At 40.9% G+C, this 17,500-nt stretch carries 15 protein-coding genes (2 of these 15 cut by a window edge); 6 read left to right on the top strand and 9 right to left on the bottom strand.

Translation table 11 applies throughout. The features are described 5' to 3' along the window. Positions 1 to 498, top strand: the 3' portion of a protein-coding gene (gene hisF, locus LEP1GSC190_RS10720) for an imidazole glycerol phosphate synthase subunit HisF (RefSeq protein ID WP_002747855.1). 273 nt of this gene lie to the left of the window's left edge; only the last 498 of its 771 coding nucleotides appear in the window; the start codon falls outside the window, past its left edge; the stop codon is at positions 496 to 498. 284 nt (positions 499 to 782) lie between these two features. On the opposite strand, the gene LEP1GSC190_RS10715 is transcribed toward hisF, so the two are convergent. From LEP1GSC190_RS10715 to folD, 6 genes are all read right to left on the bottom strand, one after another. Continuing rightward, entirely contained in the window at positions 783 to 1,892 is a 1,110-nt protein-coding gene (locus tag LEP1GSC190_RS10715) for an esterase/lipase family protein (RefSeq protein ID WP_002747914.1), read from the bottom strand. An 800-nt stretch (positions 1,893 to 2,692) separates the two neighbouring features. Further along, entirely contained in the window at positions 2,693 to 3,826 is a 1,134-nt protein-coding gene (locus LEP1GSC190_RS10710) for an esterase/lipase family protein (RefSeq protein WP_081586284.1), read from the bottom strand. 118 nt (positions 3,827 to 3,944) lie between these two features. Continuing rightward, the gene (gene rlmB, locus LEP1GSC190_RS10705; protein ID WP_002747922.1) at positions 3,945 to 4,706 is read right to left on the bottom strand and encodes a 23S rRNA (guanosine(2251)-2'-O)-methyltransferase RlmB; all 762 of its coding nucleotides are present in this window, start codon (positions 4,704 to 4,706) and stop codon (positions 3,945 to 3,947) included. After that, positions 4,691 to 6,109, bottom strand: coding sequence for a cysteine--tRNA ligase (gene cysS, locus LEP1GSC190_RS10700; protein WP_002747929.1), 1,419 nt, complete (start codon positions 6,107 to 6,109; stop codon positions 4,691 to 4,693). The genes rlmB and cysS overlap by 16 nt, the downstream gene beginning before the upstream one ends. Continuing rightward, positions 6,106 to 7,071 carry an acetylxylan esterase gene (locus tag LEP1GSC190_RS10695; protein WP_002747829.1) on the bottom strand — a complete coding sequence of 322 codons (966 nt, stop codon included), beginning with the start codon at positions 7,069 to 7,071 and terminating at the stop codon, positions 6,106 to 6,108. The genes cysS and LEP1GSC190_RS10695 overlap by 4 nt, the downstream gene beginning before the upstream one ends. Before the next feature lie 15 nt (positions 7,072 to 7,086). Continuing rightward, on the bottom strand, positions 7,087 to 7,941 hold the full coding sequence (folD, locus tag LEP1GSC190_RS10690; RefSeq protein WP_002747728.1) for a bifunctional methylenetetrahydrofolate dehydrogenase/methenyltetrahydrofolate cyclohydrolase FolD: 855 nt from the start codon (positions 7,939 to 7,941) through the stop codon (positions 7,087 to 7,089). A gap of 81 nt (positions 7,942 to 8,022) precedes the next feature. Between folD and asnS the strand changes: the two genes are divergently transcribed. From asnS to LEP1GSC190_RS10670, 3 genes are all read left to right on the top strand, one after another. Beyond that, positions 8,023 to 9,330 carry an asparagine--tRNA ligase gene (gene asnS / locus LEP1GSC190_RS10685; RefSeq protein ID WP_002747932.1) on the top strand — a complete coding sequence of 436 codons (1,308 nt, stop codon included), beginning with the start codon at positions 8,023 to 8,025 and terminating at the stop codon, positions 9,328 to 9,330. Positions 9,331 to 9,385: 55 nt separating this feature from the next. Further along, positions 9,386 to 10,177 carry a tetratricopeptide repeat protein gene (locus LEP1GSC190_RS10680; protein ID WP_002748050.1) on the top strand — a complete coding sequence of 264 codons (792 nt, stop codon included), beginning with the start codon at positions 9,386 to 9,388 and terminating at the stop codon, positions 10,175 to 10,177. A gap of 296 nt (positions 10,178 to 10,473) precedes the next feature. Further along, positions 10,474 to 11,265, top strand: coding sequence for a DUF1176 domain-containing protein (locus tag LEP1GSC190_RS10670; RefSeq protein ID WP_174232270.1), 792 nt, complete (start codon positions 10,474 to 10,476; stop codon positions 11,263 to 11,265). A 735-nt stretch (positions 11,266 to 12,000) separates the two neighbouring features. Here LEP1GSC190_RS10670 and LEP1GSC190_RS10665 read toward each other — a convergent pair. The 3 genes from LEP1GSC190_RS10665 to LEP1GSC190_RS10650 all read right to left on the bottom strand — a co-directional run bounded on the left by LEP1GSC190_RS10665 (position 12,001) and on the right by LEP1GSC190_RS10650 (position 15,740). Beyond that, positions 12,001 to 13,758 carry an acyl-CoA dehydrogenase family protein gene (locus LEP1GSC190_RS10665; protein WP_002747963.1) on the bottom strand — a complete coding sequence of 586 codons (1,758 nt, stop codon included), beginning with the start codon at positions 13,756 to 13,758 and terminating at the stop codon, positions 12,001 to 12,003. A gap of 544 nt (positions 13,759 to 14,302) precedes the next feature. After that, entirely contained in the window at positions 14,303 to 15,121 is an 819-nt protein-coding gene (gene lipL32, locus LEP1GSC190_RS10655; RefSeq protein WP_002747767.1) for a major surface lipoprotein LipL32, read from the bottom strand. A gap of 220 nt (positions 15,122 to 15,341) precedes the next feature. Continuing rightward, on the bottom strand, positions 15,342 to 15,740 hold the full coding sequence (locus LEP1GSC190_RS10650; RefSeq protein WP_002747702.1) for a ParB N-terminal domain-containing protein: 399 nt from the start codon (positions 15,738 to 15,740) through the stop codon (positions 15,342 to 15,344). A 188-nt stretch (positions 15,741 to 15,928) separates the two neighbouring features. Between LEP1GSC190_RS10650 and metK the strand changes: the two genes are divergently transcribed. After that, positions 15,929 to 17,089: a methionine adenosyltransferase gene (gene metK / locus LEP1GSC190_RS10640; protein ID WP_002748008.1), complete on the top strand. Its 1,161-nt coding sequence runs from the start codon at positions 15,929 to 15,931 to the stop codon at positions 17,087 to 17,089. Positions 17,090 to 17,094: 5 nt separating this feature from the next. Then, positions 17,095 to 17,500 carry the 5' end (the start) of a transketolase family protein gene (locus LEP1GSC190_RS10635; RefSeq protein ID WP_002747802.1) on the top strand. It continues 557 nt past the right edge of the window, so 406 of the gene's 963 nt are visible here — the first part of the coding sequence; its start codon is at positions 17,095 to 17,097; its stop codon lies beyond the right edge, outside the window.

Genomic DNA, 17,500 nt, shown 5'->3' with positions numbered 1-17,500 from the left:
AAAGCTGTTTTGGAAAAAGGAGCAGATAAGGTTTCGATCAACACAGCTGCTTTTCAGAATCCGGAACTTCTAACGAATTCGTCCGAAATATACGGATCTCAATGTATCGTTTGCGCGATTGATGTGAAGTTTCAGAAAGAAAGAGATCGATACGAGATCTTCTTGCACGGAGGAAGGACCGAAACTGGAAGAGAGGCACTTGATTGGGCTCGGGAAGCTGTAGAAAGAGGAGCTGGTGAAATTTTACTTACGTCTATGGATCGGGATGGAACTAGAAACGGATTCGATATCAACCTTCTGAAAAGTTTTTCCTCATCCCTTGAAATACCAATCATCGCTTCCGGTGGAGCGGGAAATCCGGAACACATGGTGGAAGCGATCTTAAGAGGAAAAGCAGATGCGGTTCTTGCGGCTTCCATATTTCATTTCGGAGAATATTCCATCCGCGAAACAAAAAGAGCCATGCAGGAAATGGGAATTTCCGTCCGACTGGATTAAAGGAATGTTTATTTATCGTTGAAATTCATACTTTGAGCGTAACTTTTTAGTTGTGTAACTTATAGTTTTATTATCAACGCCGAATGGATTTTGGACTGTATCCGAATTGGATTTAAAGGGGAAAAGAGATACGTTACTCGTCTTTTGTAACCCTTTTTAGGAATTTTATCGCATTGGACCGATCTACTCAAAAATAAACGAGTTCCCGCGATTACACGGGAACTCCCGCGCTTTTGAAATTTATACGGCTTTTTGAAAACGAGAATAATTGTACATTCTGTTTGTTATAAAGCGTTAATGACTGTTAGGACCTCTTCGAAGTATGTGTTTCTAGACGCTGTGCTTGGGTGACTGCTAAAGGATAGTTGGTAGTGATCCAAATCCTTAACGAGTTGTCTTTCGGCCGGTAATTTTGAGGACATCTTCGCGCTTGTGCTACTTACCATACCGTCATTTTTGCCCGCAAAACTGGGATTTCCACTTTTCAAAAGATCGCAACCTATGATGAAAACCGACCCCGATCCTGGATGTCCTTTACAAACGCTCATTTCTCCGTAAAATGCAGTGATTCGTGAATCCTTAGAAGATTCTGCAAGAAGTTGCTCTAAATATGAGTTTGAAGCACCCACGATAATTTCGTTATCCGGGACCTGATACGAGGTGCCTAACGCGTTTGTGTAAGCGAGATCCCTTCCACCCGCGGTTCCGATCACAAAACCGATCAATTCCCCTAACGTTCCAAGTTCTCCCCGATAACTAGAAGAGGCAAAGGGGGAACCCAAATACGGAGCACCCAGGCTGACCATGAAGTCGATCACGTCATTTGTGTTTTTGGGATGATAAAGGGCGGATCTACCGACAAGCCCACCCATAGAATGGGCGAGCAGGATCACTTTGTCGTCTGGAGTAAATACCGCGTTTAGTTTCTCAAGAAGTCTTCTTGCGTTATTTCCCACGTAGTCCGAGGTTCGATACGTAAAAACATAAAGTTCATAAGAGGTTTGAACTCCGGAAATATTCTGAGAATACATTTCCAAAGCGTCGTCCCAAATTTTTCTGATATTTTCAACTTTTTTAGTTTTACTCGTTGGAGGTTGAAAATTTCTTTCCTCGAAATCCCATCCGTGGATCAAAATAATTTTAGGCTTGTCTATTTTTAAATGCGGAGCTGCAGCCACGAACTGATCCAACGTAAAACTACTTCTCGAAATAATTGAAGAGATCGAAATGAACTTGTAGAGTTCGTGATTCAGTTCGTCCCAAAACGCGATTCCAAAATTTTTTAAAAATTCATCCGTCGCTTTTTTGTCTTCGGAGTGATTTTTACAGAAGAAGAACTGACCGAAACAAAGAAGGATCAAAAAAAAACTATAAAAAAGTCTATTAGGTTTCATATTCTTCTCACGATAAAACGAAGAGAAATGAGAAAATACAAGTGAAAATTTTGGAAATCAACTGGTTTTTAAATTTTAATTTGAATATAAGATCATATACTTAAGTATATTATGATTATTGTATTTATTACTTAAGTTATTTTTGAGCTGAATCTGATTTGAAAGGGCGTGGGATTATATTTAACGAAGGGGACTCTTTTATGTTTGATGCTCGGATGTTTCGGAAACATTAGCTGTATAGGTTGTGTTTGTATTACTCAAATCCTGCAAAGAATGTTGTCGAAGTTCGATTTATTTTCGAAAAATTTGAGTGCCAATTTTTTATATTCCTGTTTTTTAATGTATATTGATCTTTTTCTGTGGAAATGCCGATTCGAAGAAAAAAAGTGAACCAATGGAATTCTCCTTCATAATCATCTTTGCTATTGAGTAAAGTTATATTATTTCTTGAAGTATTATCATTTCTATTTTTTAACTTGGGCACTTATTTTTTATGGGAGTTATGACTTTAAAAAATGTTTAGGTTTTTTGTCTTTAAAACGTTTTATGATCCGACCTTGAATTTTAGAACTCTATGTTGAAATTGCAAGCTTCAAAATTTTTGGGAGAAAAAGGGAATTTTAGATAAAAAGATTATTTCCTTTTCTTCGAGCGACTAACTTAAAAGAGGGCAGGATAAGTTAGTGAAATTCTTTAAAAAGTCCTGCTAAAAGATTGTCGAACAGGACGAAATTGAAGGAACTAAGGGTATTATAAAAATTGAATCTATAAAACAAATGAGGCCGCCGCTGTAGAAATTCCTACTGCGTGTTGATGACGGTTAAAACCTCGCTGAAATAAGCGTTCCTGGAAATCGTATTCACATGATTGCGAAACGAAAGTTGTGCATGATCGAAATCCTTAGAGAATTGTTTTACTCCCGGTAATTTTGAGGACATTTTGGCGCTTGTCGAACTTACGATTCCATCGCTTTTGCTTACAAAACTCGGATTTCCGTTTGATAAAAAACCGCAACCGATGGTATAGATTGCATCCGAGCCTGGATGATCGTTACAAACGCTCATCTCTCCGTAAAAAGCGATTACTTTTGAATCTTTGGAGGATTCCCGGAGAAGCCGTTCCAGATACGGATTAAAAGCTCCGTCTATGTACTCGTTTGGAGTTGGAACCTGATACGAGGTGCCTAACGCATTTGTATAAGCGAGATCTTTTCCACCTTCGCTTCCGGTCATAAATGCGATCAAGTCGCCTAATTTTCCGAAATTACCTTGATAGTTAGAAGATGCAAAAGGAGAACCTAAATAAGGAGTTCCCAGAGTTACGATCAGATCGATCACGTCATTTGTGTTTTTGGGATGATAAAGGGCGGATCTACCGACAAGCCCACCCATGGAATGAGCGAGAAGAATCACCTTGTCGTCCGGAGTAAACACCGTGTTTAGTTTATCGATGAGTCTTTTTCCATTGTTTTCCACGTAGTCCGAGGTCCGATACGTGAAAACATAAAGTTCATAAGAGGTTTGAACTCCGGAGATATTTTGAGAATACATTTCCAAAGCGTCGTCCCAGGTTTCTCTCAAATTTGTTACCTTTGCGAATTTATCCGTAGGGGCTTGGGTATTATTTTCCTTAAAATCCCAGCCGTGGATCAAAATGATCTTAGGTTTGTTTTCTTTCAATTCGGGGTTTACTAGCATGAATTGGTCCGCATTGAATTGACTTTTTAAAGTGAAAAAAGGGATCGGAACAAACTTATAGAGTTCATGATTGAATTCTCCCCAAAATAAGAAGGCCAAAGTTTGCAGGATTTCTTCCGACATATTTTTCTTTTTGGTTAGGTTCAGTTTATTCCAAGATAAATTGATGCACGAAGTGAATAAGCTAAGGCAAAGAAAAAGTCCGAAAAATTTAAAGAGGATTTGAAATAATTTCATATCCCTCAAGTAAGGGAGAAAGAACGAAAAATGCAAGAGATAATTCTTAAAATTAAACGATGATTGTAAAAGATTACGAGAGTAAAATGGGAAACGAGGTTTCAAAAAATCGAATATTTCATTTACGATTTACGATTCGATCCAAGACGATTCCAGTTGCAACAGTGACGTTTAAGGAAGAAAGATTTCCGTGCATGGGAATTCGAAGGACAAAGTCCGATTTTTCCAACAGGATTCTTTTGACTCCCTCTCCTTCGTTACCCATGAGGATTACGAGTTCTTTGAATTCCGGAAGTTTGGACCAGTTTTCTGTTCCTCGGTCGCTCGTGGACACGATCCAATAGCCGTTTTCTTTTAAGAGTTCCAGAGTGTTCGCAAGATTTTTGACTGTGAATATTTTTAGAAACGAAAGTGCGCCCGAAGAAACTTTCTCTACAACAGGAGTGATTCCCGCCGATTCCCTTTCGGGGAGAATAATGTTCGTAATTCCGAAACACTCTGCGGTTCTCAGAATATTTCCCAAGTTTCCCGGATCTTGAATTCGATCCAAAACGAGAAAGGCTCCTGGTTTTTCAGAGAGGTATTCTTCCAAATTTTTTTTATCGGAAATTTGTTGTCTAAAAGAACTTTTGAGAGCGACTACTCCTTGGTGATTTCTTCCCGGAACGAGTGAGTCTAGTTTCGAACTGGAAATCCTATGAACTTTTACAAAGGAAGGAAGTCGGTTTAATATTTTTTCGACGATATCTGTTCCCGGATTTTCTTTTACATACAAATCGGTAAAGGGAAAAGAATGTTCCTTTCCTATATGGGCCTCAGTAAGTTCGATAAGAGTCCGCTTTCCAAAGATGTATTCCGGTCTAGCTATTTTCTTCTCCAACGGATTCCGTCCTTTGTATCCTCGATCAGAATTCCTTGGGCTAAAAGTTGATCTCGAATTGCGTCGGAACGTACAAAGTCCTTATTCTTTCTTGCCGTTTGTCTTTCTTCGATAAGGGAATCGATTCTTGAATCGATTAGAGAATCTTTTTGGGATTCGAAGTTTAGAATTCCGAAAATACGATCATAATATGCGAGAATTTGAATGAATTCGATTCTTTGTTTGGAATCCGTTCGATTGGTATCGAGTAAAGAATTGATCTGCTTGAGGGATTCAAAGACGACCGCTAGGGCCTTGGAAATGTTTAGGTCATCGGCCAAAGATTCCTCGAATTCTTTTTTCCAAGTTTGAGTGAGTGAAAGAGTGAATGTGAAAATAGAATCGATTTTCACGTCCGGTTCCAAATCAAAAAGACGATCCAAACAATTCTGAATTTTGCGGATGTTTGCTGAAGCCTCTGCGATTCGATCGGTGGAAAAGTTCAGCTTAGAACGATAATGGGCCGAAATCAAAAGAAAACGAATGGCTTTGGGATCCAAACCTTGATCGATAAGATCGCGTAACGTATAGAAATTTCCCTTGCTCTTGGACATCTTTTGTCCTTCTACCAGCAGATGTTCGGAGTGAAGCCAGGTTCTCACGAAAGATTCTTCAGGAAAGGCCCCTTCGGATTGTGCCACTTCGTTCTCGTGGTGCGGAAACAAAAGATCGACTCCGCCCGTGTGAATGTCCACCCCGCTTCCGTAAATCTTACGGATCATCGCGGAACATTCCAAATGCCAACCCGGTCTGCCGGTACCGACTGGCGTTTTCCAGAAAGCTTCTCCTTTCAGTTTTGGACTTTTCCAAAGAACGAAGTCTCTCACATCTTCCTTTTCGTATTCGTCCGTGTCATAGCGGGTTCCGGTTTTCATTCCGGACGTATCAATCTTACTGAGTTTTCCATAACCTTCGAACTTTTGGATGGAGAAGTAAAGGTTCCCATCTTTTTCATAAACGAGTCCTTGGCTCCGCAATCTTTGAATGATCTCGATCATTTCCGGAATCGATTCCGTGGCTTTGGGGTAGTGTTCCAAAAATTCAGCAGAAACGGTTTTTAAATCTTCGAAGAAGGCTTCCGTCCAAGGGGTCGTAAATTCTTGGATGCTTTTTTGGGAAGAGATGGAATCTCGGATGATCTTGTCGTCGATATCCGTGATGTTCATCGTCATATCCACGCCGTAACCCAGAAGTTTGAGAGATCTGCGCAAGACATCTACGAAAAGAAACGCGCGTAGATTTCCGATATGTGCGAAATTATAAACCGTAGGACCGCAGGAATAAACGGTCACTCGGTGCGGATTTGCGGGGGAGAATTTTTCTTTTTTACCCGAAAGGGAATTGTAGAACTGTACCTCTATCATTCGGGAAAGAAAATTTCCCTCACAAATTCTAGATTAGCTCCGTTTTGTTTATCGTCTTTTAGACCGGCTTCGTTTCCTTCCGTAGGATAAACTTGCATCCTTTTGTCGCAACTCAGATGATTAAAAAATGCGAATACGGATTTGGGATGTGAGATCTTATCGTCCATCCCGACGGAAACCAGGGTCGGAACCTTGATCTTCTTGGAAAAGTTTATACTATCATAATATGCTAAACTTTTCTTCATTGCGGTTTTTTTGGTTTTAGAGCTGTTCAGTTGGGCGGTCAGCTCCTTCATCCAACTTTTTTCAAGTTTGAGCTGAAGGTCGTCTATATGACAGAAGTTAGGAGTTTCTAAGATCAAACCTTTGATCCGGTTTGTATAAGCCGCGCCGAAGACGGCAAGAGAGGCGCCCATGGATTTTCCGAGGAGAATGATTTTGTCTCCGTCGATTCCATCGGTAAGTCTTAAAAATTCAATAGTGCGGATCACATCCAGATACAATCCTTTCATGTAGAAAGAATCCTTTCCGTCCAAACCTTTTGTGAAATAACCGGGAGTCCAATCCGGGTCGGGGATTTCCCCTTCTTTGAGCAGAGGGCGAACCAATTGAGAACCATGGCCTCTGAGATTGAGGATGAGCTGGGCGACTCCGTTTTCAGTAAGTCCTTTGATAATTGCAGGCCTGTCTATTCCGTAGTCGTGAAAATAAACTACTACGGGAAGATCCCCTCGTTTTCGAGGGATTACGAGGGTTCCGGTCAAGGTTGCATTTTGCCAGGATTGAAAGGAAATATCATAGATAGTTTCCTTGATAATCGAACCTTTGAGGAGAGCTTTGGATTGTTTTTTAATCGGAAAGTTTTTTAAATCTCGGATTGCCTCGGACCAAAATTCGTCAAGATTGGTAGGGCTATGAAGCTCCGGATAAGTTTGAAAACATTCGTCAAAACTGATCGCCATCTGGAAACATCGTTTTCACTTAACCGGTGGTGTAAAGTGTTCTTTTGAGGAATAAAGAGTCTGTAGGAGAAGTACCGCAATTGTCATCGGACCGACTCCTCCCGGAACTGGAGTGTAAAAGGAGGAAAGATTTTTTGCCTTAGAAATTTCAATATCTCCTACGTTCCCAGGGTTGTAACCCGCATCTAGAAGAATCGCACCTTTGGAAATCCAATCGGCTTTGATGAACTCCGGTTTACCGACTGCTCCAACGACTATGTCCGCCTGACGAACGATCTCTGGAAGATTTTGGGTTTTGGAATGGCAAAGTGTAACAGTCGCGTTCATTTCCGTGAGAAGCATTGCCATCGGTTTTCCCAAAATTGGAGAACGTCCTACTACGACTGCATTTTTTCCCGAAACGTTGATACCGTGTTCTTTCAGTAAAAGAACCATACCATAGGGAGTACAAGGAAGATAGGTTTCCACTCCCATGGAAAGTTTACCGAAAGAAAGAGTAGTGACTCCGTCCACGTCTTTGCGAAAAGAAATCCGGTCAAACGCCGCTCTTTCGTCGATTTGAGAGGGAGAAGGATGTTGGAGTAGGATTCCGTCGATGTTTGGATCGGCGTTGAGCTTGTCTATGACTGAGAGCAATTCTTCTGTCGTGGTTTGTTCTCCCAATCGGATCATTTCTGAACCCATTCCCACGCCATGGCAGGCTTTGATCTTCATGGAGACGTAGGTTTCGGAAGCGGGGTTATTACCGACTAGGATCGTCGCAAGTTTTGGGATTCTAAGATTTTTTGTTTTTCGTTCTTCAATTTCGCGACGAATTTCATTCCTGATTTTTTCAGAGAGTATTTTTCCATCTAAGAGAATCGGATCCATACTTCTCAGGATTTAAGGTATATCTTCTCTGTCAGGTAAAAAATATCCTTTCCGGTGAAACCAAAAAGGTAAAATGAGTCTATGTCTGAAATACCGATCGTTAGTAATCATGATTTGGAAAAACACGTAAATTGTAAAGTTGTCGTCCAAGGTTGGGTGCATGGAATCAGAGGAAGCAATGCAAGGCAGTTTGTATCACTTAGAAACAGTGGAAGAATTTTACAAATTCTCGCGGAAAAGGAAATTTTAGGGGAAGAGGTTTTTCAAGCCGTAAAACGTCTCCGTCAAGAAACTTCCGTATCGGTCGAGGGGACTTTGGTGAAAAACGAAAAATCGCCGATCGGATTCGAACTTATAATGGATCGGATTCGAATTGTAGGGGAATCCGAAGACTATCCGATCACTCCGAAAGAGCACGGGATCGATTTCTTAATTTCTCAGAGGCATCTTTGGTTGCGTTCTTCCAAACAATTGGCGATCCTTCGGGTAAGAGACAATCTTTCCTTTGCGATCCGTAAATATTTCCACGAACGGGATTTTCTTTTGATCGATACTCCGATCCTTACAGGGTCTGTAGGAGAGAGTGCCGGAACTTTATTTTCTACGGAATACTTTGATCTTGGGAATGCGTATCTTGCTCAGACTGGACAGCTCTATTTGGAAACGGCGATTTTTGCGCACAATAAAGTATTTTGTTACGGGCCAACTTTCCGAGCGGAAAAGAGTAAAACGAGAAGGCATTTGACGGAGTTCTGGATGGTGGAAGCGGAGGTTGCATTTGCCGGTCATGCTGACAATTTAAAACTACAAGAAGACTTCGTTAAAACAATCATCAAGGAAACCGTTCAGAATTCTTTACAAGATTTGAAAGTATTGGAGAGGGATCCAACTCCACTACTTGCATATCTGGAAAAGGATTTTCCAGTAATTGATTATACGAAGGCGTTAGAAATATTGAAGCTTAAGGGGGAGGATATCGTTTGGGGAGATGATATCAATTCCGAAAGAGAGCAGATACTTACAATGGAATTTGGAGGTCCGATTTTCATCCAAAAATATCCGAGAGAAGCAAAGGCGTTTTATATGAAGGTGAACCCGGAGGATCCAAAAACTGTTTTAAACGCGGATTTAATCGCGCCTGACGGAGTAGGAGAGATCATCGGAGGGTCAGAAAGGGAGGAGAATTACGAGAACATCATTCATAGACTTGAGGAAGAAAAACTTCCCGTGGAATCTTATGATTGGTATTTGGATTTGAGAAAATACGGCTCGGTTCCCCATTCCGGCTTTGGACTCGGTTCGGAAAGGATGATCGCATGGATCTGCGGACTTCAACACGTTCGAGAGTGTATCCCGTTTCCAAGAATGATGGAACGATTGTACCCCTGATTTTTTTCAGATATTTTCTTCCGACCCATCCGATAAGAAAAAGAGAGGTATCGTAATGGGCCAGAATTTAGCAGTATCCAACCCGTCTTCCGTTGAAGAAACCGCTTGGGAATTATTTGAAACGGGTTCTTACGAGGAAGTGATCGAGATCGCAAAAAAGAATCCAAATCACGCTTTTTTAAACCATCTGAGTGGAATTGCCGGATTTGAATCTGGTTCCGACTGCGAAATAAACTATTTTCTCAAAGGTACTTCCGTATTGACTCCTCTGTTGGAAGCTTATCTTCTCAAAGAAGCTGGAAAATTAAGAGAGGCCGCAAAAAAGTATCATTCGTATTTTAAATCTTCTTCCGTTCCGATCGCGTATTCAACGCTTAAAACCGGGATTCTTGTAAGTGAAAGCGCGGTGGATTTCAAAACGGTCTTGGATTTAATTGCCATTTATAAGACTCGTTTTTCAAGTGATTCCTTCTGTAAGGCGGAGTTCTTTTCTAATTATCATCTTAGAAATTACAAAGAAGCGATTCAAGTTTTTGCGGAGAATGCAAAACGTCTTTCTGAGGAAAGAGACGTTATGGGTGCGTTGGGGCTTGCTCTTGTTTATATTGGAAAATTCGACGAAGCGAAATCTATTCTTGAGAAAATTCCAGGATATGAAGAACTTCCTACTTTTGAGGAAAAGAAAAAAGAATTCTCCGAAAAGATAGCGAATATTCCCAAAATGGAAGCGAGGCGAAAATCCCTTTCTATGCAGGAATTGATTGATTTAGGTTTTGCTTATCTTTTTTCAGAAAACTTTCAGAAGGCGGAAAAGGTATTCAGAGAATTGGTTGCAGTTCACGGTTAAACGGTCTTCTTTCCTTTTTTATTCATCTCTACATAAATAGAGTGTCTAAAATTCTGCGTTTAAACATGGAATTTGCGTTTAAATTAACGGTATTCTATTTTACAGGGATCAGTAAGAATCTTGGAGCGTGTCAGCGTGGAGCTGAAGTAAGAAAAAAGTTCTCTGCTTCGCGCCTACTTCGAGTTCACGGAATCTCGTTTTCATTTTGCATCTTGCGGAAGGTGAAACGTTTAATGACAACGCGCCACTCGCGGGAAATGGTTTTACATCTCTGAAAGAATCCCCAATTTTAGAATATGAATGTTCGAGTCTTTCGATTTAAGTTGTTGTATTTGATCTTTTTCCTTTTTTTCGGTGGAATCGTATTGTTTTTTTTGAATGCTTTCCTGTTTGTGCGAAAAGGTGTGCCCGCATCCTATAAACAATCTATTTTGTTTCAGAGAAACAAAATAGATTGGCCCTCCGATTGTGAATACTCGGCTCGTTCGAAGGATCTTGTTGCCGAGAAAACAAAACTTCCCGCGGAGGTTTGTACGGACGCGATCGATTCTCTACAAAGCGGATTGCCTAAGGATTGCGAATACAACAATGTCGCGTTAGGTGAGGACGGTAAAATCGATTTATACCGCTATCGGGATTTTTTGGGTAGGGCACCGATTCGATTTTTTTCACTGGGGAAGGGGGAGTTCTTAGGTGAATTGTTATGTGACACTACGGCTTATAATGAAAATCGAATCTACTTTTTATATGACGAACGCACGATTCCCGCTAAAACGAAACTTTTAAAATTTATCGCGTATGAGTTTTCATCGAACCGAAACGGCGAAGCTTCGGAGAAAATTCGGATGAAACGGTTGGAAAGCGATCACTGGATTCGGTATTATAAACCGGAAACGAAAGAATGGATTGCATTTTTCAAGTTTCGAGGAATGGGTGATTGCGGAACGTATTTTCGGTATCAATCATCGGAGCAAAATCTTCCCGTTCTTGTCGAAATTCGCGCAAAATTGGAATGTGCTGGAACTGAAGCCTATTCCGCGGACGAGGTTCCGATTACATGGAAACAATATGAAGTTCCGTTCGACTGAAAAGAGTGATAAGAAAGTGAATTTGATGGTTGAAAACGAAAAAGAATTTTCTAAAGTAGAAAATTCTACAATTTCAGAATTTGTTCGTAAAATCGCGATTTGTTATAGCTCCCACATTTTAAAAATAAATTTACAAAGTTCAAATTCCAACTTCCTACAGAAAAATAAATCATGGATTTCTTACGACCCAGCTTACGTTAAATTAAAAAGTTGAATCGGATTGTAGGAACAATCTAAATTTTGTTGTAATTCCTGGCTTATAAGCTTCGCTTTACAATAAAGAATAATGAGAACTTCTGCGCCGTATTAACAAAGAACAAAAATTAGAGCCGATTTTTAAAAAACGTCGAGCGATCCTAAAAGTGAGGCGCCTGAGTTTTTAAAAAATGTAGGAGTTCTCACATTTAGGGGACTGGGAATCGTGTCGCGGTTTCCACAATTGTAAAATCATATTTTAGAAAAACACCAATCAATTCTATCGTAATTCTCTAAAATGAGATCTATGGCTGCTTGCCCCAAAAACTTTTGCCGCGTTTTGATCTTCTAAAACAGTTGCGGTATAAAAACTGAAACAACACCAAGTGTAATATTTTGAGATAGGCCTAAATCCGTTATGTCCTGGGCAATTTACGGAATTGATGTAGAACAAATGGTTCGCAACTCTCGATGCTCCTTACCAATGAGCGAATTTATGACGTTGAAATTAGGTAAGGAGACATCATACGTTTGTACAGTTTAAGCGTATGTCAATTGAGACTGACGATTTTCAATTGTAATCCGATTGGAGAGAAGGATTGCTTTGGATTCCAAGTTGTATTCTTTGGCGAGAATTCCCTTTTTTTCTTTGGCTTCTCCTTTTAGTCTCGAAGCGCCTCTTTCTAAAAGGAATCCGATTAGAACCCGCGCGGTGGACTGAACTACCTCGAAGGCGATCTCGTCCCTTGTGGAGGAATTTTCGATAGCGGAATAGGATTCTACGATTTTTTCAAGAGTTTCTTTGTTTTCGTTTAACAAGGGGGAAACACTGATTTTGGAGAATTCCTCTTCGAAATACTGACGTAAATGTCCTTTCGCAGACATGCCGGATACGATCCCGCCAATGGCCGCTACGATTTGCAGTTGTGTGGTTCCTTCGTAGATATTTGTGATTCTTACGTCTCTATAGATTCTGGAAATGTCGTAGTCGTAGGTAAATCCGGCCCCTCCGTGGATTTGAAGGCCGTCATACGCGATCTTATTTGCAAGTTCTGTAATATAATATTTTGATAATGGGGTAAAAAGGTTTGCCAGCTTTTCCCATTTACGAATCGTTTCATCCTTTTTGATATCACGTTCGTCGATACCTTTTTCTTTCATTCTTTCCGATTTCCAATGATAAAGATCGATGGAACGAGATGCTTCCAACAGGACGGCTCTCATTCCTGCGATTTCGCGATCCATAAAGGAAAGCATTCTACGAACGGCGGGGATATTTTGGATCGTTTTTCCGAACTGTTCTCTTTCGGAAGCGTATTTCTTCGCTTCCATATAAGCCGCCGTTGCGATTCCCATCGCTTGAGCGGCGATCGAAAGTCTTGCACCGTTCATCATCGCCATGGAATAACGAATCAAGCCGTAACCTTCTTCTCCGATGAGAATTCCGGGAGAGTTTTCATAGACTACTTCGCAAGTAGGAGAACAGTGAAGCCCCATTTTCTTTTCGATTCCTGCGATAAAAACGTCGGAATTTTTTACCAAGAAGAAGGAAAGACCGCGGGCTCCGCTCTTGGGGGTTCCGGTTCTTGCGAGAGTTAAAATTACCGCAGGAATATCACCGAACCCGCAACCGTGTGTGATGAAACGTTTGGCACCTGTGAGTCTCCAGACTCCGTTTTCGTCTTTTACTGCTTTGGTTTGAAGATTTGGGAGATCTGATCCGTAGTTTGGTTCGGTCAAAGCCATCGCTCCGAAAATTTCTCCGTTTGCCATTTTAGGAACGTATTCTTTCACCATTTCTTTGGAACCGAAACGTTCTATGGTTTCTGCGAGATTGAGACATCCGAGTGCAATTGCAAAAGAGCCATCCGCTCTGGAAAACACTTCCATCATCATGGTTTGAACGGTTGCAGGAATTCCGAGCCCTCCGTGTTTTCTTCCGATGCTGTAAGGGAGAATCCCGGCGTCTTTGACTTGGCTGATTCCTTTGGCCATGGAATTTGGAAACGTCACCTTTCCAGAAGAATATTTCAGACCTTCTATATCCATATCCTTTGCAAGAGGTGCGATTTGTTTGCCCGCGATATCTCCTCCGGATTCTAAAATAGATTTATAATATTCTAATGCATCTTCGTAAGATCCGGGCGCCATCCCCAGGGATTCTTTTCCGGTTTTTTGATATTCTTTATGATCCTCAAAATCCCCTTCGAAGCCGTCTATAATTTCCTTCCAGTTTACGATAGATTGGAAGTTTTCCTGTAAGTCTTGATTTTCTAAAAAGTAATTATTCTCAATCATTTTAAATCCTTTATGAACTTTTGTTCAAATACGTTTTAGTTTCTTTACCACTCAGGATTTGAGTTGTGCTCATGGAAATCGAAATCGATTTATTTTTGAATTTTTATCCGTTCTCCAAAGGGAAGTTTTCGACAGGGATTTCAATTTTGAGAGGTGAAACTCTTCTTATTTTACTTCACAAATTCGATTTCTTGCAAGAAGAACTGATCTGTTCGAATAGAAGATTCCCTATGGAAAAGAACTGGAATGAGGCAGTTATTTGGAAAATTTCAGCTGATTGAAGTATTGATAAATGAGGTTAAAAAAAGTTTTTCTAAGGGGACTTTCACAATGACAGGATCTTTTCTTTTTTCAAGAAATCGAACGAAATCTTATTTTAGACTGAGTAAGAAATAGTTATTTTCAATTTTCTAAGGAAAAGTCTTTTTTCGCTTCGGAAATTTAAAGCGAATGAACTTTACATTGAGCGTTAATACTATAAATGAAAAAGCCACCTTTCGGTGGCTTTTTGCCTATAAAACTGTTGAATTCTAAGTAAGATGATTTACTTAGTCGCGCTTGCTGCTGCTTTTTTCAAAGATTCTTCAGCTGCTATAGCTTGTTTTTGCAGTTCTTCAGGATTTGAGTGGATCAATGGACTCACACCTGGAATACCTGGTGGGAAAAGCAGACCAACAGATGCAACGAAAGATCCTTTCACTTCACCTGGTTTGTAGGTAGTGAAAGAAATTCTGTAAAGACCTCTTACTAAAAGTTTTTTAGTATCGATGTTTTTCAGTTCGTCAAAAGATTTCGGAGGATTAGGGATGCTAATTTTTGTAAGAGAGTTATATTTAGAATGTCTCTCTTCTTTATAAGTATCATCTCCATCATCATCGTCATCAAGCTTTTGAACTGGTTTTGCCTTTGCAGCTTTTGCAATTTGGTCAGGCATAATCGCTGACATTCTTTCAACACGAATCCAGGTATCAAACCAGTTAGGCATTGATTTTTCCTCTGGGGTTGCCGCTTTGAAAGCATCGCTTACTAAATCTCCGTCGCCGGGTTCACCGATTTCGCCTGTTGGGGAAATCATACGGACTCCCATTTCAGCGATAACGGCAGGTACCCAAACGTAGAGGTAGTATGCTTTTTTGCTTCCATCGACCAAACCGTCCGGCGCTTGTCCTGGTTTGATGTAACCATAGTAGTTGATTACTGTTCCGTAAGGAAGAAATGTTTTTACAGTTTCGTTTGTTCCTGGAACTGTGCTCTCGCTCAGGACAAAAGAGCTTTTAAGGCTTGGCAGACCACCGAACGCACCACAAGCGGTAATGCTTGCAAAGAGTGCGACGGAGACGACCAAAATCGAAAGTTTTTTCATAGACTCTCCTTAGTTAAGAAAATCACGGTATGAACTTAGGAGCTTTTTGTAAATCAATATTGGATAATTTTTATCCGAAAGCACGTAATTTAAGTTATAAGTGGTTGGGATAGTAGGAACGGAAAGAGTGTATTTTCCATTTAAAAATTGCCTTCGTTTTTTGATATGGGAATTCTTTTAAAAACTCAGGGATCGACTCGATTTGAAAACATGGGTTTTATTATTTTTTTTGAAAAAATCTCTTCAACCAATCGAACAAGTCCAGAATCCACGCTAGGATTCTTCCGAAAATGGTAGTATAAGAATATCTTTTCAATAACTTCCGAACCCTTTCTTGTTCTTCGGAAGTGAATTCTAAACGAATGTTGTTTTCTTCTGACTCTATCTGGACCCTTTCTTTTTTATTTCGAATATCCACGATTCGAACTTCCACATATTCCCAGCCGAGGATTTTTATGCTTTGGAGTCTTCTTTCTCCGGAGATTAGCGTGTTGTCTAGATCAATCAAGATGGGATGCAAAAGTCCCAGTTTTTGTATGGATTCTTTTAGAGAATGTAGGTCTCCGAGATCTTTACGAATGCGATTTTTTACTTTGATGTCTGAAACTCGAATTTTCATGGTTTCTCAAAAATATTCTGAGTGTCTTTGCTTCAATTCAAATCTAATTCAAGCCGCTCAATTTCTTCCGGAATGGAAAAGGAACATAGTTTGGATCTTCTTGACACTGAAGGAATCCGCAGGTTTTTGGGATCAGAGCGGGTTTCCTTTGGACTTTCCCGTCAATTTTCACCCATCAGGAAAAACAGATGTCTTTGAAAGATTTTATTTTTACTTCGGAATCAGTCGGTGAAGGCCACCCGGACAAGGTCTGCGACCAAATTTCCGATGCGATTTTGGACGCATATCTCGAACAAGATCCGAAATCCAGAGTTGCTTGCGAGACTTTAGTGACTACAAACTTGGTCGTAATTGCAGGTGAAATTACAAGTAAAGGAAAGGTAGACGCTCAAGAAATTGCAAGAAATGTAATTCGTGATATCGGTTATAACGATATTACTATGGGTTTCGACGCGGACTTTGCCGTCGTTTCCGCTCACGTTCATGCTCAAAGCCCGGACATTTCTCAGGGAGTTACCGAAGGAGAAGGTCTTTTTAAAGAGCAGGGAGCAGGGGATCAGGGTTTGATGTTCGGTTTTGCGATCAACGAAACCCCGGAATTCATGCCGATGCCGATTTATTATTCTCACGAGTTGGTAAAACACTTAGCCGGACTCAGACATTCCAACAAATTGAAATTCCTAAGACCGGATGCTAAATCTCAGGTTACAGTAGAATACAAAGACGGAAAACCGGTTCGTGTAGATACCGTCGTAATCTCCACCCAACATTCTCCCGACGTGACTCATAAACAAATCGAAGAGTCTCTTATTGAAGAATGTATTAAGAAAGTGATTCCTGCTAATCTTCTGGTGAATACGAAATATTTTATCAACCCTACGGGTCAGTTTATCGTTGGTGGCCCTCATGGAGACGCTGGGCTGACTGGAAGAAAGATCATTGTAGACACTTACGGTGGATACGGAAGGCACGGAGGTGGGGCATTTTCCGGTAAGGATCCTTCCAAAGTGGACCGTTCTGCGGCTTATATGGGTCGTTATATCGCGAAAAACGTTGTGGCTTCCGGTCTGGCGGACAAATGCGAAGTGCAACTTGCATATGCGATTGGGGTTGCAGAGCCCGTTTCGGTTCACGTGGACACGTTCGGAACGGGAAAAATTTCCGAAGAAGAATTGGTCAAACGAATCCGCGCAAACTTCAAATTGACTCCGAGGGGAATCATCGAATCTCTCAAACTTCTCGAAAGAGGAAGAAAATATAGAGAAACCGCTTCTTACGGTCATTTCGGAAGAAAGGGTTCCACTTTCACTTGGGAAGAAACCGATAAAGCGGCGGCTTTAAAAGGATAATAAAAATGGGCGCTCCAAGCACATCGACTGCGACAGAAAAAGCGACTCGTGACGGATACGGAGATGCGCTGCATGAGCTGGGAGTTTCCCGCCAGGATGTAGTCGTCTTGGACGCGGATCTTTCCGGTTCCACGAAAACCAATAAGTTTGCAAAGAGCTATCCGGATCGTTTTTTCAACGTGGGTGTCGCCGAACAGAATTTAGTTGGTCATGCCGCGGGGCTTGCGCTTTCCGGACTCGTTCCGTTTGCTTCTTCCTTTGCGATGTTTCTTTCCGGAAGAGCCTGGGAAGTCGTTCGTAATAGCGTGGTTTATCCGTTTTTGAACGTGAAGCTCGTAGCCTCTCACGGTGGTGTGACTGTCGGAGAAGATGGGGCCTCCCATCAATGTATCGAAGACTTTGCGATCATGA

It is taken from the genome of Leptospira mayottensis 200901116, from assembly GCF_000306675.2.
GTDB lineage: Bacteria > Spirochaetota > Leptospiria > Leptospirales > Leptospiraceae > Leptospira > Leptospira mayottensis.
This window is presented reverse-complemented; position numbering and strand designations above follow the sequence as displayed.